Annotated in this window: 20 protein-coding genes; 12 read left to right on the top strand and 8 right to left on the bottom strand. The window is 67.7% G+C overall.

Annotated elements, in window-relative coordinates; genetic code table 11:
- Positions 1–30 precede the first annotated feature (30 nt).
- The 3 genes from LKD76_RS21190 to LKD76_RS21180 all read right to left on the bottom strand — a co-directional run bounded on the left by LKD76_RS21190 (position 31) and on the right by LKD76_RS21180 (position 1,394).
- Complete coding sequence (locus tag LKD76_RS21190; protein WP_227983065.1) at positions 31–579, bottom strand: cysteine hydrolase family protein; 549 nt, start codon at positions 577–579, stop codon at positions 31–33.
- Between the two features lie 159 nt (positions 580–738).
- Positions 739–1,008: a DUF2277 domain-containing protein gene (locus LKD76_RS21185; RefSeq protein ID WP_227983064.1), complete on the bottom strand. Its 270-nt coding sequence runs from the start codon at positions 1,006–1,008 to the stop codon at positions 739–741.
- Between the two features lie 23 nt (positions 1,009–1,031).
- Positions 1,032–1,394: a hypothetical protein gene (locus tag LKD76_RS21180; RefSeq protein WP_227983062.1), complete on the bottom strand. Its 363-nt coding sequence runs from the start codon at positions 1,392–1,394 to the stop codon at positions 1,032–1,034.
- Between the two features lie 208 nt (positions 1,395–1,602).
- Between LKD76_RS21180 and LKD76_RS21175 the strand changes: the two genes are divergently transcribed.
- The gene (locus LKD76_RS21175) at positions 1,603–2,091 is read left to right on the top strand and encodes a hypothetical protein (RefSeq protein ID WP_227983060.1); all 489 of its coding nucleotides are present in this window, start codon (positions 1,603–1,605) and stop codon (positions 2,089–2,091) included.
- 3 nt (positions 2,092–2,094) lie between these two features.
- On the opposite strand, the gene asnB is transcribed toward LKD76_RS21175, so the two are convergent.
- On the bottom strand, positions 2,095–4,020 hold the full coding sequence (gene asnB / locus LKD76_RS21170; RefSeq protein WP_227983058.1) for an asparagine synthase (glutamine-hydrolyzing): 1,926 nt from the start codon (positions 4,018–4,020) through the stop codon (positions 2,095–2,097).
- A gap of 446 nt (positions 4,021–4,466) precedes the next feature.
- On the opposite strand from asnB, the gene ctaC reads away from it, so the two are divergent.
- A complete protein-coding gene (gene ctaC / locus LKD76_RS21165; RefSeq protein ID WP_227983057.1) occupies positions 4,467–5,465 on the top strand; it encodes an aa3-type cytochrome oxidase subunit II in 999 nt (332 codons plus the stop codon).
- Positions 5,466–5,483: 18 nt separating this feature from the next.
- Complete coding sequence (locus tag LKD76_RS21160) at positions 5,484–5,900, top strand: cytochrome c oxidase subunit 4 (RefSeq protein WP_227983056.1); 417 nt, start codon at positions 5,484–5,486, stop codon at positions 5,898–5,900.
- A 61-nt stretch (positions 5,901–5,961) separates the two neighbouring features.
- Here the strand turns inward: LKD76_RS21160 and LKD76_RS21155 are convergent, their stop codons facing one another.
- On the bottom strand, positions 5,962–7,245 hold the full coding sequence (locus LKD76_RS21155) for an FAD-binding oxidoreductase (protein WP_227983055.1): 1,284 nt from the start codon (positions 7,243–7,245) through the stop codon (positions 5,962–5,964).
- A 150-nt stretch (positions 7,246–7,395) separates the two neighbouring features.
- Here LKD76_RS21155 and LKD76_RS21150 point away from each other — a divergent pair, with 150 nt between their 5' ends.
- Positions 7,396–8,163, top strand: coding sequence for an SDR family oxidoreductase (locus LKD76_RS21150; RefSeq protein ID WP_227983054.1), 768 nt, complete (start codon positions 7,396–7,398; stop codon positions 8,161–8,163).
- 111 nt (positions 8,164–8,274) lie between these two features.
- On the opposite strand, the gene LKD76_RS21145 is transcribed toward LKD76_RS21150, so the two are convergent.
- Complete coding sequence (locus tag LKD76_RS21145; protein ID WP_227983049.1) at positions 8,275–8,667, bottom strand: VOC family protein; 393 nt, start codon at positions 8,665–8,667, stop codon at positions 8,275–8,277.
- 105 nt (positions 8,668–8,772) lie between these two features.
- On the opposite strand from LKD76_RS21145, the gene LKD76_RS21140 reads away from it, so the two are divergent.
- Complete coding sequence (locus tag LKD76_RS21140) at positions 8,773–9,747, top strand: helix-turn-helix transcriptional regulator (RefSeq protein ID WP_227983047.1); 975 nt, start codon at positions 8,773–8,775, stop codon at positions 9,745–9,747.
- Positions 9,748–9,754: 7 nt separating this feature from the next.
- Here LKD76_RS21140 and LKD76_RS21135 read toward each other — a convergent pair whose 3' ends face one another.
- Positions 9,755–10,666 carry a helix-turn-helix domain-containing protein gene (locus LKD76_RS21135; RefSeq protein ID WP_227983045.1) on the bottom strand — a complete coding sequence of 304 codons (912 nt, stop codon included), beginning with the start codon at positions 10,664–10,666 and terminating at the stop codon, positions 9,755–9,757.
- Positions 10,667–10,885: 219 nt separating this feature from the next.
- Here LKD76_RS21135 and cysD point away from each other — a divergent pair, with 219 nt between their 5' ends.
- From cysD to LKD76_RS21110, 5 genes are all read left to right on the top strand, one after another.
- Positions 10,886–11,791 (top strand): sulfate adenylyltransferase subunit CysD, encoded by a 906-nt coding sequence (cysD, locus tag LKD76_RS21130; protein ID WP_227983043.1) that lies wholly within the window; start codon positions 10,886–10,888, stop codon positions 11,789–11,791.
- Positions 11,791–13,668: an adenylyl-sulfate kinase gene (gene cysC / locus LKD76_RS21125; protein WP_227983042.1), complete on the top strand. Its 1,878-nt coding sequence runs from the start codon at positions 11,791–11,793 to the stop codon at positions 13,666–13,668. Before cysD ends, cysC begins: the two co-directional genes overlap by 1 nt.
- Positions 13,669–13,708: 40 nt before the next feature.
- A complete protein-coding gene (locus LKD76_RS21120) occupies positions 13,709–14,947 on the top strand; it encodes a hypothetical protein (protein WP_227983040.1) in 1,239 nt (412 codons plus the stop codon).
- A complete protein-coding gene (locus LKD76_RS21115; protein ID WP_227983038.1) occupies positions 14,944–15,735 on the top strand; it encodes an SDR family oxidoreductase in 792 nt (263 codons plus the stop codon). Before LKD76_RS21120 ends, LKD76_RS21115 begins: the two co-directional genes overlap by 4 nt.
- Positions 15,736–15,871: 136 nt before the next feature.
- Entirely contained in the window at positions 15,872–17,008 is a 1,137-nt protein-coding gene (locus LKD76_RS21110) for a sulfotransferase family protein (RefSeq protein ID WP_227983036.1), read from the top strand.
- 71 nt (positions 17,009–17,079) lie between these two features.
- Here the strand turns inward: LKD76_RS21110 and LKD76_RS21105 are convergent, their stop codons facing one another.
- Positions 17,080–17,745, bottom strand: coding sequence for a TetR/AcrR family transcriptional regulator (locus tag LKD76_RS21105; RefSeq protein ID WP_227983035.1), 666 nt, complete (start codon positions 17,743–17,745; stop codon positions 17,080–17,082).
- A gap of 172 nt (positions 17,746–17,917) precedes the next feature.
- Here LKD76_RS21105 and fabG point away from each other — a divergent pair, with 172 nt between their 5' ends.
- Positions 17,918–18,676: a 3-oxoacyl-ACP reductase FabG gene (fabG, locus tag LKD76_RS21100; RefSeq protein ID WP_227983033.1), complete on the top strand. Its 759-nt coding sequence runs from the start codon at positions 17,918–17,920 to the stop codon at positions 18,674–18,676.
- Between the two features lie 23 nt (positions 18,677–18,699).
- Positions 18,700–19,857 carry an acyl-CoA dehydrogenase family protein gene (locus tag LKD76_RS21095; protein ID WP_227983031.1) on the top strand — a complete coding sequence of 386 codons (1,158 nt, stop codon included), beginning with the start codon at positions 18,700–18,702 and terminating at the stop codon, positions 19,855–19,857.
- Positions 19,858–19,918 lie beyond the last annotated feature (61 nt).

Here is a 19,918-nt window from a genome sequence, read left to right as displayed (position 1 = left end):
GCGAACATGAGGTGAATCCGGGCGCGACGGCTATCGAGGCCGCCAGCCGGCGCAGGTGACGACCTCGAATCCGCGACTGGGGAATACGGCGTCCATGAAGAAGTCGTGTATCGCGGGATCGCCGTCGGCGCAGCCGTCCCGCAATACGGTGAGCCGATAGCCACGGTCCGCGGCGTCGTAGCAGGTCGCGGCGACCATGGCACTGGTCGCGACACCTGCCACCGCTATCGTGTCGACACCGTTGGCGCGGAGTACGAGGTCGAGGTCCGTGCCGGCGAACGCGCTGGCGCGTCGTTTCAGCACCACGACGTCCTCCTCGGCGACCGGCAGCGTGAGTTCGGTTCCTCGCGAGCCCTCGTGAAAGGCGTCTCCGGCTTCGTGGAACGACCTGACGGTCGCATCGCCCGGGGCGAGATCGGTGCCATTGGGACGCAATGCGAAATGCACGAACACGACGAGAGCGCCTGCGGCGCGGGCTCGGGGGAGCAGGTCGGCAATCGGCGACAACACCGTACGGGTGAACGGGTAGCCGCCGGTGATACCGCGTTGGATATCTCCGACGATCACCGCGGTGGTCACGATATCCGGCCCGTTCGCTGCCGGGCCGCTCCCCGGATCGACGAGGGATGGGTGAGATGCGTCCGGACGGTATCCACGCGGCCAACGGTAGCCGTCGTCGCGCCGATGGGAAGCCGCCCGGCCGGCGGCGTGCGCCTAGCCGGATCCGGACGGAACCGCTCAGCCGCGGGCGGCGATGCGAGCCTGGACCTCGGGGCGCCGCAGCGGCGGAATCGTCTTGGGCGGCACCTTGCGATCCGGCAGGGCGGCCAGTAGGCGGGTGGTGGCCGCGGCGATCTCGGCGACGGCTTCGTCCACGGCCGGGCGGGTGGCGGCCGAGATGCTGTTCAGGCCGCCGACCTTGCGGACGTACTGCAGCGCGGCCGCATCGATCTCCTCGGGGGTCGCCTCGGGGTCCAGACCGCGTAGCGCGGTGATATTTCGGCACATGCTTACGAGGCTAGGCCGCCGGATCAGTAAGCGCTTCCGCTCGACAAGGGCGAGTAACCGCCGAAACCGTAGCCGTAGCCGTAACCACCGCCCGGCCACGGGCTGTACCACCCGGGATACATGCCTCCGTAGCCCAGACCGGGCACGCCCCATCCCGGTGTTCCCCAGCCGCCGTGATAACCGCCCCAGCCGCCGTGGTGCCCCCACCCGTGGACGAACTGGACATCTGTCGTCGCGGTCTGCACCTGGGCCGCAGCCGGGGTGGCCACCGGTTCGGCGAAGGCCGGGGCAGCCGCGGCCGCGACCGGAGCCGCCGCGATGGCGAGTGTGATCACGGTATGCGACATCCGGCTGCGGACCTTCCAGAGCAGGTCTTTTCGAACCATCGGAATTCCTTACATGCGTTATCTCGGTCGTATCCGTCCAGGGCCGGAGCCCGGCCGCTGCACTAGCTTGTCGGTAATTAATGTACCGTTAGATAGCGGCACGTTCAAGGGTGTGAAGCAGATCGGGTGCGGTGGGCTGCGTCGGGTGTTCCTGGGCGGGGGAAGCCGACCGGTACGGTTCCTCGGCTGCCCTGATTGAATGCATTTCATGTGCGCTGCAACGGAATTGACGATCGACTCCGACTACCGGCAAATTCATCTCTTCGACAGCGGTACGGCCAACGAACCGTGGTCGGGCTGGGGTGATGAACCGATGGTGCTCGCCGAGGATGCGGCCGGGATCCTTACCGGGGTCAACGGTGATGTGACCGTGGTGTTCGAGGTGACCGACGGTCCGGTGACCGACGATGAGGAGGCCGAGCACACGATTGTGGAATTCAGTCTGCTGTCGGCGTCGGGGCGGCTACTGGTGACCAGCCCGAGCTGGGGAGTCGAGGACGCCGAGCCGCTCGAGGTGCCGCGGGGGCCGCTGCGCCTGCGAGTAGCTCTGAGCAGGCAGCCCTGGCTGGACTCCGATGACGATGATGATTTCGACGAGGACGACACCAGCGAAGACGGCGATCCGGCCGACCGGCAGCGAATCCGCATCCGCTGCTGGCCGGCCGCGCCGTCCGCCCCGATGATAGTGAAGAGCTGACCGCTACAACCGGACCGGGTAGGACGGTTGCTCGATGGTCGGCTTGATCCGGTCCTCGACGAAGATGCCGTGCCAGATCATGAAGACCAGCAGCGTCCACAACCGGCGGCTGTGATCGCCGTTGCCGGCCCGGTGCGCCTCGAGCATCGCCTTGATCGCGGACTTGTCCAGCAGGTGGTCGGTCTGCGATTCGGCGATCTGGGTGGCTGCCCAGTCGTAGAGCTCGGGGCCGCGCAGCCAGTGCCGCAGCGGAACCGGGAAACCGAGTTTCGGCCGATGCAGTACATGCGGCGGCACGATCGTCTCGAGTGCGCGGCGCAGCGCGTACTTGGTGGTCTCCTTGGTGATCTTCTGCTCGTACGGGATCTGCTCGGCGACCGCGAACACCTCGGAATCCAGGAACGGCACCCGCAGTTCCAGCGAATTCGCCATCGTCATCTTGTCGGCCTTGACCAGGATGTCGCCGCGCAACCAGGTGAACAGATCCAGATGCTGCATCCGCGCCACCGGATCCCAGCCCTGTGAGCGCGCGTAGATCGGCGCCGTCACGTCCTGATGGGTCCACTCCGGGCGGAAATCGCGCAGTACCGCCCGCAACTGGGCATCGTTGAAGCTGCGGGCATTGCCGTAATAGCGCTCCTCGAGGCTCAGCGAACCGCGATGCAGCAGGCTCTTACCGCGAGTGCCGTCGGGAATCCGATCCGAGAGCTTGCCCGCCAAGCGCCGCACGCCCTTCGGCAGATATTCGAACGGCTTGAGCGACAGCGGCTCCCGATAGATGGTGTATCCGCCGAACAGCTCGTCGGAGCCCTCACCGGACAGCACGACCTTGACGTGCTTGCGGGCCTCCTGGGCCACGAAGTACAGCGGCACCAGGGCCGGGTCGGCCACCGGATCGTCGAGGTACCAGACGATCTCGGGGATCGCGGCCGCGAACTCCTCGGGGCTCACCATGCGGATGTAGTGCTTCGCGCCGATGGCCTCGGCGGTCTCGGCCGCCACATCGGCCTCGGAATAGCCCTCGCGCTCGAAGGCGGAGGTGAAGGTCAGCAGATTCGGATTGTGCTGGATCGCCAGCGCCGCGATCGCGGTGGAGTCGATGCCGCCGGACAGGAATGCGCCGACCGTGACATCGGCGCGCATGTGTTTGGCGACCGAATCCTCCAGCACGGCCGCGATCTCGCGGTAGCGGGCCTCCTCGGCACCGGCCGCGAACGGGCGCACTCGGAAATCCGGCCGGAAATAGCGGGTCACCTCCGGCGCCGCGCCGGGCCGCAGGGTGGCGTAGCAGCCGGATTCCAGGCGGCGGATGTTCGCGTGCAGCGATTCCGGCTCCGGCACGTACTGCAGCACCGTGTAGTGCTCGAGCGCGCGCGGATCCAGGTCGTCGGACAGATTCAGCGCCGGCAACAGCTCCAGCAGGCTCTTCTTCTCACTGGCGTAGCCGGTGCCGCCCGGGCCCGTCGCCAGGAACAGCGGTTTGATGCCGAACGGATCGCGGGCCAGTACCAGGTCCTGGGTCTCGGTATCCCAGATGGCGAAGGCGAACATGCCGCGCAGCTTCGAGAACGCCTCGGTGCCCCAGTAGTGGTAGGCCGCGACGATCGCCTCGCCGTCGCCCTCGGTGTGGAATGTCGCGCCGTGCTCCGCGGCGAGCTGCGCGCGCAACTCCAGGTAGTTGTAGATCTCGCCGTTGAACGCCAGGGCGTAGCGCTGCGGATTCTCCTCCGGCCCCCAGCGCAGCGGCTGATGCGAATGTTCGATGTCGATGATCGACAGCCGGTTGAAGCCCAGGATGATGTGTTCGTCATGCCAGGTACCGCGCTCGTCCGGGCCGCGATGGCGCCCGCACTGCAGGGCGTCGTACACCTGCTGTACGACGGAGTCGGTTGCCACATCGGCGGTCAGAAATCCCAGCAGTCCACACACTGCGTCGAGAACCTCGTTTCCGGATCGGGTACGCGGAGAACATTCGAAATCAGTCCCCGAGTATGCCGCACCGCGGGCCGTGACGCCGCCTCGCTGCGCGGCCGTTGTTCCCGGGGCGCCGGCGGGGCGTCGGCGTGCGGCCCGAACGGGGCGATCGCGCCCGGTGGCCGGTGTGTCGAAAGCGACCCGGGCACAACGCGGGAGGCGGTTTGGTCTACGCTGCGTAGTACTCGGGAACTCCCGTGGTCGGCCGTGCGTTCGGCGCGGCTCGCGGAAAGATCCCGAACGTGCTGAAAACGTGCTGCCCGGCCTCCGGGCAGCACCGTGTCGGATGGACGACCAGGAAGGCGTTGAGCGTGGCGCACAAGGCGAGCGAAGCGATAGGGGCACGACCCGCCCGGGTACGGCGGGGCCGCATCCTTCGGCGGGCCGGGCTGGCGGTGTCCATGGGGATCACCGTGATGCTCGTCTCGGGCTGCTCGATCGACAATCCCGTGCTTCGGTTCGGCTGGCCTTCGGGTATCACCCCGCAGGCGACCCGGATGCGGGAACTGTGGACGTGGTCGGTCGTCGCCGCCCTGGCGATGGGTGTTCTGGTCTGGGGTCTGACCTTCTGGACCGTCGCGTTCCACCGCAAGAAGAAGAACTCCCCGGAGTTCCCGCGGCAGACCGGGTACAACGTGCCGCTGGAGCTGACCTACACCGCGATCCCGTTCGTGATCATCGCGGTGCTGTTCTACTTCACCGTCGTCGTGCAGAACTACGTGCACGAGAAGACCTCGAACCCGGATGTGGTCGTCGATGTGACGGCGTTCCAGTGGAACTGGAAGTTCGGCTACCAGAAGGCCGTCGGCGTGGACGGTCACGTCTACAACGGTGTCGACGAAACTCGTCAGGCTCTGAACGAGCAGATCAAGGACGAGTACAAGGAGCGCACCGCCGACGGACACCCGCAGCCGGGCCCGCTGCACGGTCTGCCCGCCAACGACATCTCCTACCTGCACTACGACAAGGTCGAGACCATCGGCTCGTCGAACGAGATCCCGGTGCTGGTGCTGCCGACCAACAAGGTGGTCGAGTTCCAGCTGGCCTCCGCCGACGTCATCCACTCCTTCTGGGTGCCGGAGTTCCTGTTCAAGCGCGACGTGATGCCGAACCCGAAGGAAAACCACTCCGACAACGTCTTCCAGATCACCAAGATCGAGCACGAGGGCGCATTCGTCGGCCGCTGCGCGGAGATGTGCGGTACTTTCCACTCGATGATGAACTTCGAGGTGCGCGCCGTGACACCGGAGAAGTTCGACAAGTACATGGCCGCCCGTGAGACCGGCAAGACCAACGCGGAAGCGCTGTCGAGCATCGGTGAGTCGCCGGTCGCGACCACCACGCACCCGTTCGACACCCGTCGGACCTCGCGTGAAGCCAGCCAGGCCGAGAGCAAGTGAGAAGGGTACTGAACTGACATGAAGGTCGAAGCACGTATCTTCGAGCTGCTCACGGTGTTCTTCATCATCGTGGCGGTCGTCTACGCATTCTTCACCGGCCAGTCCCGCACCGGCGTGGAGTGGGCCGGCACCACCGCGATCGTGCTGACCGCGGGCCTGACCCTGATCGTCGGCACCTACTTCCGCTTCGTGGCGCGCCGCCTGGATCTGCGCCCCGAGGACTACGAAGAGGCCGAGATCGTGGACGGCGCCGGCGACCTGGGCTTCTTCTCGCCCGGTAGCTTCTGGCCCATCCTGCTGGCCGGCTCCGCGTCGGTCACCGCGCTCGGGTTCGCGTTCTTCCAGTACTGGCTGATCGGCCTGGGTGTGCTCTGCGTGCTCGCCTCGGTCGCCGGTCTGGTGTTCGAGTACCACCTGGGACCCGAGAAGCACTGACACAGCCGAACGAAAGGCGCCCCGGTCGACACGACCGGGGCGCCTTTCGTTGTCCTGGAGATTATTCGCCGGTCTCGTACCGGCGGGCGCGCTCGGAACGGCAGATGTCGTCGATGCCCGCGGTGATATCGCGCAGCAGATCCGGGGTGCCGGACTTGCCGGGGTAGATGCCGGTCGGGCGCAGGCGGCAGGTGAAGGTGATGAAACCGTGGTCCTCACCGGCGAATTCGTGCAGATACGGTGAGCGCACCCCGTAGGTCATGGCGGAGATGACCGTGATGGCGCCGCTGCGTTCGCGATGTTCGGCGAACAGGTCGTGCAGACGGTGGAATACGGTGCTGTAGCTGGTCAGCGGCGCGAAGACTGCGACCCGGTAGGCGGGACCGCGTTCGGAGGAGCTGATCACGGTGTCGGCGAGATACTCCGCGTCCCGCAGGGTGAGCACCTTCGGCGCGAACATCAGCGCGCCGGCGGCGGCATTGCGGACCGGCATACCGGCGCGGCCACCGGCGGCCGAGGCGATGGCGCCCAGCGATTTCCGGGCGCGCGCACCCAGTTCGCGACGTGCCCGCAGTGAGGGGGTGGCGGTGGTGGGGTGCAGGCTCGACCACTGCCCGAAGCGCACCGTCCCCAGCTGCACATGCCCGGTGCCCACCGGGCGCGACACCCGCAGCGGTGCGGTGTCGACCCAGCGGCCCACCTGCAGCAGGGCATCGCCGGGCCGGGTGATCTCGGCGTGCGAATGTTCGACGAAGGTGTCGAAGTCGAGGAAGCGGTGTGCGTCGGAGGTCAGCCAGGTGTGATCCTTGTCGACCTCGATGGCCTGTAGCGTCAGGGCCGTGATGATGCCGGTGCGGCCGCCGCCGCCCAGGACCCGGCGGAACCGGTCGGCCTGATGGGTGCGCCCGCAGGTACCGAATCTGCCGTCGGGGTCGACGTATTCGAGGGCGACCACATTGTCGCTGAACATGCCGTAGCGATGGGAGGCGGCGCTGAGCCCGCCGACCGCGGCGAATCCGCCGGCGGTGATCTCGCGGTGGTCACCGACGATCGGCAGTCCCAGACCGTGTCCGGCGAGGGTGCGGTCGATATCGGACAGCCGTGCACCGGCCTGGACGCGCACCAGCCGCGCGTCCGCATCGACTGCCTGCACCCGGTTCATCCGCCGCAGCGACAGCACGATGCGACGATCCGGCGGGGCCAATTCGTCGTCGAGTTGCTCGGCGCTGTGATCGCCACCGCGCACAGTCAACGGTTGAGGTCGTGAATCTCGCACTGTGCGAACGACATCCGCGGTGTCGCGGGGTAGATATTCCTCCGGCAGAGCAGCCAGCGTCGTACTCATGGCCCCACAGCTAACCACAGTCGCGGCGCTACGTCTGCCCCGGGAATTGCGCCGCAGGTGCGGGCCTTTTCCCGACAGGTGCCGAGGTGGACGGTGACATGCGTTTCAAGTACTTGTCCGGTTCCGGCCGGAGGAGTTTGCTGTGGAGATATGAGCACAGTGCTGGTGACCGGTGGAACGGGAGCGCTCGGGCGGCACGTCGTGGATCGGTTGCGTACGCGTGGGCACGAGGTGCGGGTGCTGTCGCGGCGCGAGGACGCGGGCACCCATACGGGAGATCTGACGACCGGACAGGGGGTGCCGGCCGCGGTCGAGGGCTCCGAGGTGATCGTGCACGCGGCCTCGGATTTCCGACGATTCGGCACACCGGATCTCGCGCAGACCCGGAATCTGCTCGCCGCGGCCGGGGGAGTGCGGCAGCTGCTGTACGTATCGATCGTCGGCATCGACCGCATCCCGCTCGGCTATTACCGCAACAAGCTGGCGTGTGAGCAGCTGATCGCCGACAGCGGTGCGCCGCACACGATTCTGCGCGCCACCCAGTTCCACGATCTCATCGCCGCGGTCCTCGGCGGGGTGCGGCGGCTCCCGGTCGCGCCGCTGCCGACGGACTTCCGTTTCCAGCCCGTGGACACCGGTGATGTCGCCACCCGGATCGCCGACCTCGCCGAGGGCGATCCGCTGGGCCGTGCGCCCGATTTCGGTGGCCCGGAGGTCTCGACCCTGGCCGAACTGGCCCGCGTGTGGCAGCGGCATCGAGGCGGGCCGAAACACCTGCTGCCGCTGCGGCTGCCGGGCCGCGTCGCCGGTGGATTCCGCGCGGGCGCCAACACCTGCCCCGAACATGCCGACGGCACCCGAACCTGGGCGGACTATGTAGCGGCCGACCCAGGTCCGAGCTACCGCCTGCGCGGATAACCGCTGATCGCCGCGGCCGCGGCCGCCGCCGGCGTCAGCTGTCGCCATCGGCACACGATCGAACCTCGTCGCTGCCGCCCAGGCCGGCGCGGTACGGCACGGCCGGGCGGGTCACGCGCGTCCCGGCTCGGCCGGCGGGGTGAAGAAGTTGACCAGATTGCCGTCGGGGTCGCGCAACAGCAGTGAGCGGTTGCCCCACGGCATGGTTGCCGGAGGCTGCACGATCTCGGGTGCGGTGGCGAGCCCCGACAACCGGCGATACTCGGCGTCCACATCGCCGACCAGGAATTCCAGGATGGCGGTGCGATTCGATCCGGGAACGGCGGCGGGGGCGCCGAACAGGGCCATCGTCTCGGCGCTGCCGATCGCCAGGAGGCACGACGGGCCGGGGAACTCCGCGAATTGCGCGGCGCGCCAGCGCGGTTCGAGGCCGAGGGCCTGCTCGTAGAAATCGACCAGGCGGATGATGTCGCCGGTGATGATGCGGACGGAGGCGAAACGCACGAGAGGTCCTTCCGATGGCTGGGCGCCGCCCGGAACCGAGCGGCCGACGCCCACGCTAGAAGCAATACCGGACATAATCCGCCCGGTATTATGAGAAACTTCGGCGTGACCCGACCGATCGCACGAGTCCTCGCCCTGCTGGAACTCCTGCAGGGCGGCGGCACCCGCACCGTCGCCGATCTCGCCACCCGCCTCGACGTCGACGAACGCACCGTCCGGCGCTATGCCGAACACCTGCTCGACCTCGGCATTCCGGTCGATGCTGTGCGCGGTCGCTACGGTGGCTACCGGCTGGCGCCGGGATATCGGATGCCGCCGTTGATGCTCACCGACGAGGAAGCGCTGGCGGTGCTGCTCGCGATGGTGGCGGGCCGGCGGGCCGGTCTGATCACCACCTCGGTCGCGGCCGCCGAGGCCGCGACGGCGAAAATCCGGCGGGTGCTGCCGGAGGCGCTGGGGAGCCGCCTCGACGCGCTGCTGGCCGTCGCCGATTTCACCGCACCGGAACGCGAGTCCCGCCCGACGGAGGCCGAGCTACTGCTCGCCGTGGCCGAGGCGGCCCGGGACCGCCGCCCGGTCGCGCTGTCCTACGTATCCGGTGACGGTCGTCCCAGCGAGCGCGTCGTCGATCCCTACGGCGTGGTCGCGCATTCGGGACGGTGGTATCTGACGGGCGCCGATTCGGCCAGCGGTCAGGTGCGCACCTTTCGCATCGATCGGATCACCGCGCTGCGAGCCGTGGCCGGAAGATTCGACGTGCCAACGGATTTCGATCCGGTCGCATGGGTGCAGGCCGGTTTGGCGCGCGCGCCGTATCGGTACGAGGTGTCGATACGTATCCGGGCCCGTCCCGACGCCGTCCGCGCCGTCTTCCCGCCCGCCGTGGCGATACTGGAGGTCGCCGACGGTGCGGATCACGAGTGGACGCGCGCCCGGATTCACGCCGAGCAACTCGACTGGATACCCCCGCTGCTCGCCGCCCTGGACCGCCCGTTCGTCATCGAGGAGCCGGCGGAGCTACGCGTACGGGTTCGATCCCTGGCCGGACGGCTCGTGGAGCATGCCGCCGCCGACGCGTGAGTAGTTGTCATCGCTCGGGACTTTCCGGTGCGATGTGGTCGGATCTCGCCCGGCTCACCCTGTCGGCCGCGGATCGGGTGGCGTCGCCGAGGCCGGCGAGGGCGGTGGCCGACAGGTGGCCGTCGGGACAGCTGACGATGGCCGCGGTGACGGTTCCGGCGGTGAAGATCGGGGCGGCGACGGTGACCACGGCGTTGTCCTCGCCGAGCTCGGTGGGCAGATAGTCGATGGTGATCAGGTCCGCGATCATCGCGCCGAGCCGGTTGCGCAGCGGATCGGTGACGGGGGAATGACGCAGGGAGGCGAGAGCTTCGAGCATCGGCACGGATTCGTCGGCGAGGCGTTCGACCGAATAGCCGCGGGTGCGGACCGCGTCGAGGACCTGGGCCAAGCGCTGCCGATGTGCCGGATCGGCATCGGCGATCCAGCGTGCGCGTTCGGATGCCGGTGCCCACGCGGTGAATTCGCGCGCCACCGGCGGGGCGAGCGGCAGTCGCCGGCCGGTGCGGATCCACGGCAGTGACGGGTCGCCGACCACCTCGGTGATCAGAATGGACTCACCCTCGCGTTCGGCCAGGAATACCGGAAATCCCTGGTCGGAGGCGAGTGCGCGTAGCGCGTCGGTGGCCAGGCGGCGCAACGGGAACGCGGTCTCGGCGCGCCGGGCCACGGTCAGCAAGCCGAGGCCGAGTCCGTAGTTGCCATCGGGATCGCGCACCGTCCAGCCGTCGGCGGTCAGCTGGGCCAGTACCGCGTGCGCGGTCGCCCGGGACAGCGCGGTTTCGCGGACGATGCGCGCCAGTGAGAAGTGCTCGGCCGGGCGGCGGGCGAGCAGTTCGATCACTCGCACCACGCGATGGGTGGGCGGAGACCCGGCGGAGACGGCGGGAGCGGCGGCGACATCGGTGCTGTCGGACATGGCGCCTTTCCTGATTCTCGGTCGTGCCGTCGGCCACTGTAGCCGCCCCGGCCGGCATTCACGACGGCCGAAATCGGCGATGGCAGACGACGGCCTTGACCGGCGCCGGTGCACCCGCCTATCGTCGGTGTCACAATATCGAACAATAGCGTCGAATATTCGACACCGCAACCCGGCGAAGGGTTCGGTACGAGGATCGGCGCGGACAAGGCGAATGTGATGCGGACGGGATACGAGCTGTCGCATCTGTCGGCCCTCGAGGCCGAATCGGTGCACATCTTCCGAGAGGTGGCGGCGACCTTCGAACGGCCGGTGCTGCTGTTCTCCGGCGGTAAGGACTCCGCGGTCATGCTGGAGCTGGCGCGCAAGGCGTTCTGGCCGGCGGCGCTGCCGTTCGCGCTGCTGCACGTCGATACGGGCCACAATTTCGACGAGGTGATCGACTTCCGTGACCGCACAGCGGCCCGGTTGGGAGCACGGCTGCTGGTGGCGCGGGTGCAGGACGATATCGACGCCGGTCGCGTGGTCGAGCGCGCGGGCGAGAGCCGCAACCGGCTGCAGACCACGACCCTGCTGCGCGGCATCGCCGAACATCGCTTCGACGCCGTATTCGGTGGTGCGCGCCGGGACGAGGAGAAGGCGCGCGCCAAGGAGCGGGTGTTCAGCTTCCGGGACGAGTTCGGCGCCTGGGAACCGCGCGCGCAGCGGCCGGAGGTCTGGAACCTCTACAACGGCAAACACCGTGCGGGCCAGCATATCCGGGTCTTCCCGCTATCGAACTGGACCGAACTCGACATCTGGGAGTACATCGATCGGGAAGCGGTCGAACTGCCCCCGCTGTACTACGCGCACCGCCGCCCGGTGTTCCGGCGCGACGGCATGCTCCTGGCCGCCAATCCCTTCCTCACACCGGGCGCCGGTGAGCCGGTCTTCGACGCGACCGTGCGCTTCCGGACCGTCGGTGATGCCACCTGCACCGGCTGCATCGAGAGCCAGGCCGACAATCCGGCGGCCGTGATCGCCGAGACCGCGGTCACCCGGCTGACCGAACGCGGCGCCACCCGCGCCGACGACCGCATCTCCGAATCCGGGATGGAAGACCGCAAGCGGGAGGGCTACTTCTGATGAGCCGCAATCTGTTACGCCTGGCGACCGCGGGCAGCGTCGACGACGGCAAATCCACCTTGATCGGCCGGCTGCTCTACGACTCGAAGAATCTGTTCTCCGATCAACTGGCCGCCATCGAACGCGCCAGCGCTCAGCGTGGCGACGGCGCCACCGATCTCGCGCTGGTGACCGACGGGCTGCGTGCCGAACGCGAGCAGGGCATCACCATCGATGTCGCCTATCGGTACTTCACCACGCCCCGGCGCAAGTTCATCATCGCCGACACTCCCGGGCACGTGCAGTACACCCGCAACATGGTGACCGGCGCGTCCAACGCGGACCTGGCGCTGATCCTGGTCGATGCCCGCAAGGGGGTCGTGGAACAGACTCGCCGCCACGCCTTTCTGGCCTCGCTGCTGGGGGTGCCACACCTGGTGGTGTGCGTGAACAAGATGGACCTGGTGGACTGGTCCGCCGAACGTTTCGACGAGATCCGTTCCGAATTCGCCGATTTCGCGGCCAAGCTCAACGTCGGCGATCTGAGCTTCGTTCCGGTGTCGGCCCTGCACGGCGACAACGTGGTGACCGATTCCGAACACACTCCGTGGTATCCGGGCCCGCCGTTGCTGCGCCACCTCGAGCAGGTGCACATCGCCTCCGACCGCAATCTGATCGACGCCCGGTTGCCTGTGCAGTACGTCATCCGCCCGCATACGGCCGATGCCGCGCATCGCAGCTACGCCGGCACCGTGGCGGGCGGCATCTTCAAACCCGGTGACGAGGTGGTGGTGCTGCCGTCCGGCAAGTCGGCGCAGGTCGCCCGGATCTGGGGCCCCGGCGGGGTCAAGGTGGACGAGGCCTTCACCGGGATGGCGGTGTCGGTCGAGCTCGACGACGAGGTCGACGTCGGTCGTGGCGATATGCTCGCCCGCCCGGGTAACCGGCCGCATATCGCCACCGAGGTCGACGCGATGGTGTGCTGGTTCTCCGAGGACACCGCACTGCGCCCGGATGCGCGCTACACGATTCGCACCGCCGCCCAGACCACCCGGGTGCAGGTCCACGACCTCGGCTACCGGCTGGATGTGAATACCCTGCACCGCGTCACCGACGCGGACGGCTTGGCGCTCAACGACATCGGCCGCCTCACCCTGCGCAGCCAGCGGCCCCTGATGGTCGACAGCTATCGCGACAATCGCCGCACCGGCAGTTTCATCCTGATCGACGAGGCCACCGACCAGACCGTGGCCGCCGGGATGATCCTGGCCCGCGATACCGGCCCCGAGGCCGCACCCGGCACCTCGGCGGCACCGGCGGTGGTACGCGAGGACGTCGTCTGGCACAGCTCGTCGGTCGGGCGCGGTGAGCGCCCGCACGCCGGGGCGACGGTCTGGCTGACCGGGCTGTCCGGCTCCGGAAAGTCCACCATCGCCGTGGAGTTGGAACGACAGCTGGTGGCCGCGGGCCGACCGGCCTACCGGCTCGACGGCGACAACCTGCGGCACGGGCTCAATGCCGACCTCGGGTTCACCGACGACGACCGCCGCGAGAACATCCGCCGGGTGGCGCAGGTCGCCTCGCTGTTCGCTGATGCCGGCCTGATCGCGATCGTCTCGGTGATCAGTCCGTTCGCCGATCAGCGTGAACAGGCACGCGGGGTGCACGCGGCGAGCGGTTTGGATTTCCACGAGATCTTCGTCGACACCCCGCTCGAGGTGTGCGAGAGCCGGGATCCGAAGGGGCTCTACGCCAAGGCCCGCGCCGGGCAGTTGCCGGAGTTCACCGGGATCGACTCGCCCTACGAGCGGCCCGCGGAGGCCGAGCTGGTGATCACGCCCGACCATGGCACACCCACCGAAATCGCGGCCCTGATCCGCCGCGAACTGAGACTGTGAAACCCAGTCAGCACTGCCCGCACAACACGCTAGGACGTCAATGAGTACATCGACAGGATCATCACCGGGAGCCGAAACCCAGGCGGGGAACGGGCTTCCGGGCGGCGCATCGCTCACCGCGCCGTTCACCGCCGCGATCGCCGAGGCGGAGAAACTGATCGCGGCAGCGGATTTCATCCACGACGAGTCCGACCTCGCCGAAGGGTACGACTACCTGGCCGGCAGTATCGCGGCCTGCCTGCAGCTGTCCGGCACGCACGGCACCAGCCACCCGTACTTCGTGAGCTCCACCGGACCGCACGCGAAGATGGGCCTGGACAACCCGGATACGCTGTACTACCACGCCAATGTCGAGCCCGGCGCGGAGTATCTGCTCACCGGTGTGCGCGGCAGCACCGTCGATCTGAGCTTCCAAGTGCTGCGTGGCGACTACACCGCCACCGATGTGCCCAACGGTGACGACGCCTTCGACGACCGCCGTTTGCAGATCGCCGAGGACGGCAGCTATCAACTGCGCTTCGGCCCGCCGAAGGCCGATGCCGGACCGAACTATTTCGTGCTCGGCGAGGGCGCCTCGATGCTGGCGGTACGCGAGGTGTACGGCGACTGGAACGCGGAGACCAAGGGCAGCATCCGCATCGAGCGCGTCGACACGGTCGGCACCGCCGCCGCCGCACCCGGTGTCGAACAGCTGCGTAAGCGGTATCGCGCCGCGGCGCGGGCACTGGTCCAGCGCATCCACACCTGGTTCAACTTCCCCAAGTGGTTCTATCTGGACCTGCCGGTGAACACCCTGACCGAACCGCGCAAGACGCCCGGCGGGCTGAGCACCCAGTACTCCTCGGTCGGCCATTTCGATCTCGACGACGATCAGGCGCTGGTCATCACCGTGCCGAAATCCGACGCGCCGTACCAGGGTTTCCAGCTCGGCAGTCGCTGGTACATCTCACTGGACTACGTCAACCACCAGACCAGCCTCAACAGCGCGCAGTCGCAGGTCGATCCCGACGGCATGATCCGGCTCGTCGTCTCGGCGCGAAACCCCGGTATCGCCAACTGGGTCGAGACGACCGGCCGCCGGCGCGGCATCCTGCAGTTCCGGTGGCAGCGCGTCGCTCGCGAGTTGACTCCCGAGGACGGGCCGCGGTTCGCCCTGGTGCCGTTCGACGAGGTCGCCGCGCACTTGCCGCACTACGAACTCAACCGTATCGATGCCGAGGGCTGGCGCGAACGCATCGCCGACCGGCAGCGCGGTTTCGCCGATCGGATGCTCGGATGAGCGCGGGTAACGGTCTGCTGGCCGACAAGGTGGTCGTGGTGAGCGGCGTCGGCCCCGGTCTCGGCCGGGCACTGTGTGTGCAGGCTGCCGCGGCCGGTGCCAAGGTGGTGCTGGCGGCGCGCACCGAATCCCGGCTGCGGGAGGTGGCGGACGAGATCGAGGCGGCCGGCGGAACCAGCCTGACCGTGCCGACCGATATCACCGACGACACCGCGGTGGTCACTCTCGTCGAGCGCACGGTCGAGACCTTCGGCCGGGTCGACGCTCTGATCAACAACGCCTTCGCCATGCCGTCGATGAAGTCGCTGGAGCGCACCGACTTCCAGCAGATCAGCGACAGCCTGGACCTGACGGTGCTGGGCACCCTGCGGGCCACTCAGGCCTTCACCGACGAGTTGGCCAAGACCCGCGGCGCCGTGGTGATGATCAACTCGTCGGTGCTGCGGCACTCCGAACCCCGTTACGGCAGTTACAAGGTCGCGAAATCGGCGCTGCTGGCCATGTCGCAGACATTGGCGACCGAATTGGGCGCCAAGGGGATCCGGGTCAACAGCGTCGCGCCGGGCTACATCTGGGCCGATCAGCTGAAATGGTATTTCGGCGAAGTCGCCGAGAAGTACGAGATCACCGTCGACCAGGTGTATCAGCAGACGGCATCGCGCTCGGACCTGAAACGCCTGCCCGAGCCGGACGAGATCGCCAGGGCCGTGGTCTTTCTCGCCTCCGACTGGGCCAGCGCCATCACCGGCCAGACCCTCGACGTCAACTGCGGTGAATACCACCGTTGACTCGGCGGAGCCTCCGGCACCGCGTGTTCGTGGCCCCCTGTGCCTCGATTTTTCACTCCTCCGGTCAGTCGCCGCGCTCCCTCCCCCCGTCGCTCCAAAATCGAGGCGGGCCAAGAACTTTGAGTAAGGACACGTAATGACCGCTCGTACCACCGTCGGGACCATCGAGGATCTGCACGCCTCCGCCACCAAGGCGTGTGGACTCACCGACTTCGGCGCCGACGACTACCTCGAAGCACTCGGGGTGCTGCTCGATTCCTATCGGCGCGACGCCGATCTCACCGAACTCGGCTCCAAGATGAACCGCTACTTCCTGCGCGGCGCACTGGTCGCGCGGGCATTGAGCGAGGCGTCGTGGCGGGCCAATCCGGGCTACGCCGACACCGCGATCTCCCGCCCGATCTTCGTCACCGGCCTGCCCCGCACCGGAACCACGGCGTTGCATCGGCTGCTGGCCGCCGATCCGCAGCACCAGGCATTGGAGATGTGGCTGACCGAGTTGCCGCAGCCGCGCCCGCCGCGCGAGACGTGGGCCGACAATCCGGTCTATCGGCAGATCGACGCGGGGTTCGCCCAGCATCACATCGACAATCCGGAATTCATGGGGCTGCACTACATGAGTGCCGCCGAGGTCGAGGAATGCTGGCAGTTGCTGCGCCAGACCGTGAAGTCCATCGCCTACGAATCGCTGGCTTATCTGCCGACGTATTCGGCGTGGTTGCGGACCCAGCAGTGGACCGACGCCTATCAGCGCCACCGCAAGAATCTGCAGCTGATCGGGCTCGGCGACGATCGGCGCTGGGTGCTCAAGAACCCCAGCCACCTGTTCGCACTGGACGCGTTGATGTCGGTCTACCCGGATGCGCTGATCATCCAGACCCACCGTGATCCGGTGACCATCGTCGGCTCCTCCTGCAGTCTGTCCGAACAGGCCACCAAGGGCTGGTCGAACGCCTTCGTCGGGGAGACGATCGGCCGCACCCAGCTCGAGTTGTGGACCCGCGGACTGCGTGAATTCACCACGGCCCGAGCCCGTTACAACCCCGCGCAGTTCCTCGACATCCAGTTCGACGATCTGCGCGCGGACCCGTTCGGCACGGTCGAGAAGATCTACTCGACCTTCGGACTGGACTACACCGAGGGAGCCCGTTCGGCCATGCGGGCCCTCGACGAGGAGAGTAGATCCGGCGACCGCAAACCGTCGCACCGGTACTCCCTCGCCGACTACGGCCTGACCGAGGATCAGGTCCGCGCCGAATTCGCCGATATCTGACGGTATTCACAGCGACGCAGCAGATCACCCGGCGCCGAATCGGCGCCGGGTGATCTGCTGTCCGGTGGTGATCAGGCCCCGCCCGATTTCTCGCGGCGGCGGGCCCGGCGCTCCTCGATGGCGGCGAAGCGGATCTCGAGACCGGATACGAACGACTCCAGCGCCAATTCGAAACTCTCGGCATCGATTTCGTCGGCCTTGGCACGGAGCAGATGCGCCTGTTCCAGGTGGGGGTAGCGGTCACGATAGACCTGCACGTCGTCGACGAAGCCGCGGGAGAACGAGCCGACGGTCGAGCCCATGACCACATACCGGGTCGCCGCGCCGATCATGGTGGCCTGCCGGGGCGGCCAGCCGGCGCCCACGAGCCCGCCGTGGACGGCATCGGCGGCCCGCAGCGCCGCGTCGCTCTTTCCCGGCGCGGTGGCGAGATAGGGGACGAAGTTGGGGTGGCGGACCAGGGCGGCGCGATAGGAGCGCGCCCAGAAGATCAGGCCGGTGCGCCAGTCGCCGGTGTCGAAGGCCGAGGCATCGACACCGGACATGATGCCGCCGGCGATATCGTCGAGCAGATCGTCCTTGGTGGGGTAGTGCCCGTACAGCGAGGCCGCTTGAACGCCCAGTTCGGCGGCCAGTTTGCGCATCGACAGCTCCGGCAGGCCGTCGCGGTCGATCAACTCCAGGGCCGCGTCGCGAATGCGCTCCCGGCTCAGTAGCGGTACCCGGGGTCGCGGCATACCGGCCACCTCCTTTCGCTGCGCAGATCTGTCCGATGCCGAAGTCAAACTACACCCCGGTCACCGAGGGGCTTGAAGAACCGAACGTTGTTAGTTTATCGTGGCGGCAGGTTCCTAACAGTGTTCGGTTAAGCGCATCCGGTACTCGGCGGATTCGCGTGCAGGAGGAAAGATGACAGATCAGCGCAGAGTCGCCGTCGTCACCGGGGCCGCCCGGGGTATCGGCGCCGCCACCGCGGCCCGCCTGGCTGCCGACGGCGTCGCCGTCGCCGTCGCCGACCTCGACGAGCAGGCCTGCCGGGCCACCGCCGAGTCCATCTCCGCCGCCGGGGGAGTGGCAATCCCGCTGGCCTGCGATGTGACCGACGAGGCGGCGGTGGACACGGCATTCGACCGTGTCGCCGCCGACCTGGGCTCGCTCGACATCCTGGTCAACAACGCGGGCGTGCTGCGGGACAATCTGCTGTTCAAGATGTCGGCCGCCGACTGGGACACGGTCATGTCGGTCCATCTGCGCGGTGCCTTCCTGTGTTGCCGTGCGGCCCAACGGCACATGGTGGCGCGCCGCTCCGGCGCTATCGTCAACACCTCGAGCGTGTCCGCGCTCGGCACCCGCGGCCAGGCCAACTATTCCGCCGCCAAGATGGGCATCCAGGGCCTGACCCGCACGCTGGCCATCGAGCTGGGCCCGTTCGGGATCAACGTCAACGCGGTCGCACCCGGTTTCATCGTCACCGAAATGACCGCGTCCACCGCGGCGCGGGTGGGAGTGACTCCCGAGGAGCTGCAGGCGAAAACGGCGGCGGTCACCCCGGTCCGCCGCGTCGGGCTTCCGGCCGATATCGCGAACGCGGTGGCCTTCCTGAGCTCCGAGAAATCCTCGTTCATCACCGGTCAGACGATCTACGTCGACGGCGGACGCCGGCTCTAGACGACACCAGCAGGAGAACAATCATGCGCAGAACCAGCTACGGCGCCGACCACGAGGCGTTCCGCAAGACGTTGCGTACCTTCATCGAAACCGAAGTGGTGCCCGTATTCGACGACTGGTACCACGCCGGAATCGTGCCGCGCGAGTTCTATGGCAAATTGGCCGAACTCGGCGTCTTCGGTATCGAGGTGCCCGAGGAATACGGCGGCGCGGGTATCGACTCGTTCAAGTTCCAGGCCGTCGTCATCGAGGAAATGAACCGTGCCGGAGTATCTTTCGGCGGATCCAGCGTGCACGTCGGGCTGTGCCTGCCGTATCTGAAGAAACTCGCCACCCCGGAGCAGAAGCAGCGGTGGCTGCCCGGCTTCGCCGCCGGGCGGATCATGTTCGCCATCGCCATGACCGAACCGGGAACCGGCTCCGATCTGGCCGGAATGCGCACCACCGCACAGCTTTCCGCGGACGGTACGCACTATGTGCTGAACGGGGCCAAGACCTTCATCACCGGTGGGGTGAATGCCGACCGGGTAATCGTGTGCGCGCGTACCGCGCCGCCGCGCGCCGACGATCGGCGCTTCGGCATCTCGCTGCTGGTCGTCGACACCACCTCGCCGGGCTTCGGCATCGGCCGAAAACTCGACAAGCTCGGACTGCGGGCCTCCGACACCGCCGAGCTGAACTTCACCGATGTACGGGTGCCGGTCGCCGATCTGCTCGGCGAGGAGAACAAGGGGTTCTCCTACCTCGGCCAGAACCTGCCGCAGGAGCGGCTGTCCATCGCCGTCGGCGGGTACGCCCAGGCCGCGGCCGCGATCCGCTTCGCGCAGGAGTACACCGAGCAGCGCACTGTCTTCGGCAAGCCCGTGGCCACATTCCAGAACACCAAATTCGAGCTCGCCGCATGCCGGGCCGAGGTCGACGCGGCCCAGGCCGTGGTCGACCGGGGGCTGGACGCGCTCGACGCCGGGGAACTGTCCGCCGCCGACGCCGCTTCGGCGAAACTGTTCTGCACCGAGGTCGCCGCTCGCGTCATCGACCGCTGCCTGCAGCTGCACGGCGGATACGGCTTCATCAACGAATATCCGATCGCCCGGCTGTACGCGGACAACCGGGTCAATCGCATCTACGGCGGCACCAGCGAGGTCATGAAGATGATCATCGCCAAGGATATGGGGCTGTGAACGCGATGCCGCGGCCCGCTCGCGAGCCCCGATCGCGCCGGGTGGCCGAAAGGTATTGTCG

The sequence above is a fragment of the Nocardia spumae genome (genome assembly GCF_020733635.1).
In the GTDB taxonomy this organism is placed as follows: domain Bacteria; phylum Actinomycetota; class Actinomycetes; order Mycobacteriales; family Mycobacteriaceae; genus Nocardia; species Nocardia spumae.
The sequence above is the reverse complement of the archived record's forward strand: the minus strand, read 5'-3'. Positions and strand labels throughout refer to the sequence as shown.

What these genes read in the sequence shown, in the direction of transcription:
- LKD76_RS21155 (WP_227983055.1), bottom strand. Translation starts at nt 7,245, where the DNA reads ATGAGTACGACGCTGGCTGCTCTGCCGGAGGAATATCTACCCCGCGAC.
- LKD76_RS21150 (WP_227983054.1), top strand. Translation starts at nt 7,396, where the DNA reads ATGAGCACAGTGCTGGTGACCGGTGGAACGGGAGCGCTCGGGCGGCAC.
- LKD76_RS21095 (WP_227983031.1), top strand. Translation starts at nt 18,700, where the DNA reads ATGCGCAGAACCAGCTACGGCGCCGACCACGAGGCGTTCCGCAAGACG.
- cysD (WP_227983043.1), top strand. Translation starts at nt 10,886, where the DNA reads ATGCGGACGGGATACGAGCTGTCGCATCTGTCGGCCCTCGAGGCCGAA.
- LKD76_RS21120 (WP_227983040.1), top strand. Translation starts at nt 13,709, where the DNA reads ATGAGTACATCGACAGGATCATCACCGGGAGCCGAAACCCAGGCGGGG.
- LKD76_RS21175 (WP_227983060.1), top strand. Translation starts at nt 1,603, where the DNA reads ATGTGCGCTGCAACGGAATTGACGATCGACTCCGACTACCGGCAAATT.
- LKD76_RS21135 (WP_227983045.1), bottom strand. Translation starts at nt 10,666, where the DNA reads ATGTCCGACAGCACCGATGTCGCCGCCGCTCCCGCCGTCTCCGCCGGG.
- LKD76_RS21105 (WP_227983035.1), bottom strand. Translation starts at nt 17,745, where the DNA reads ATGCCGCGACCCCGGGTACCGCTACTGAGCCGGGAGCGCATTCGCGAC.
- LKD76_RS21110 (WP_227983036.1), top strand. Translation starts at nt 15,872, where the DNA reads ATGACCGCTCGTACCACCGTCGGGACCATCGAGGATCTGCACGCCTCC.
- ctaC (WP_227983057.1), top strand. Translation starts at nt 4,467, where the DNA reads ATGGGGATCACCGTGATGCTCGTCTCGGGCTGCTCGATCGACAATCCC.
- cysC (WP_227983042.1), top strand. Translation starts at nt 11,791, where the DNA reads ATGAGCCGCAATCTGTTACGCCTGGCGACCGCGGGCAGCGTCGACGAC.
- LKD76_RS21160 (WP_227983056.1), top strand. Translation starts at nt 5,484, where the DNA reads ATGAAGGTCGAAGCACGTATCTTCGAGCTGCTCACGGTGTTCTTCATC.
- LKD76_RS21115 (WP_227983038.1), top strand. Translation starts at nt 14,944, where the DNA reads ATGAGCGCGGGTAACGGTCTGCTGGCCGACAAGGTGGTCGTGGTGAGC.
- LKD76_RS21180 (WP_227983062.1), bottom strand. Translation starts at nt 1,394, where the DNA reads ATGGTTCGAAAAGACCTGCTCTGGAAGGTCCGCAGCCGGATGTCGCAT.
- LKD76_RS21185 (WP_227983064.1), bottom strand. Translation starts at nt 1,008, where the DNA reads ATGTGCCGAAATATCACCGCGCTACGCGGTCTGGACCCCGAGGCGACC.
- fabG (WP_227983033.1), top strand. Translation starts at nt 17,918, where the DNA reads ATGACAGATCAGCGCAGAGTCGCCGTCGTCACCGGGGCCGCCCGGGGT.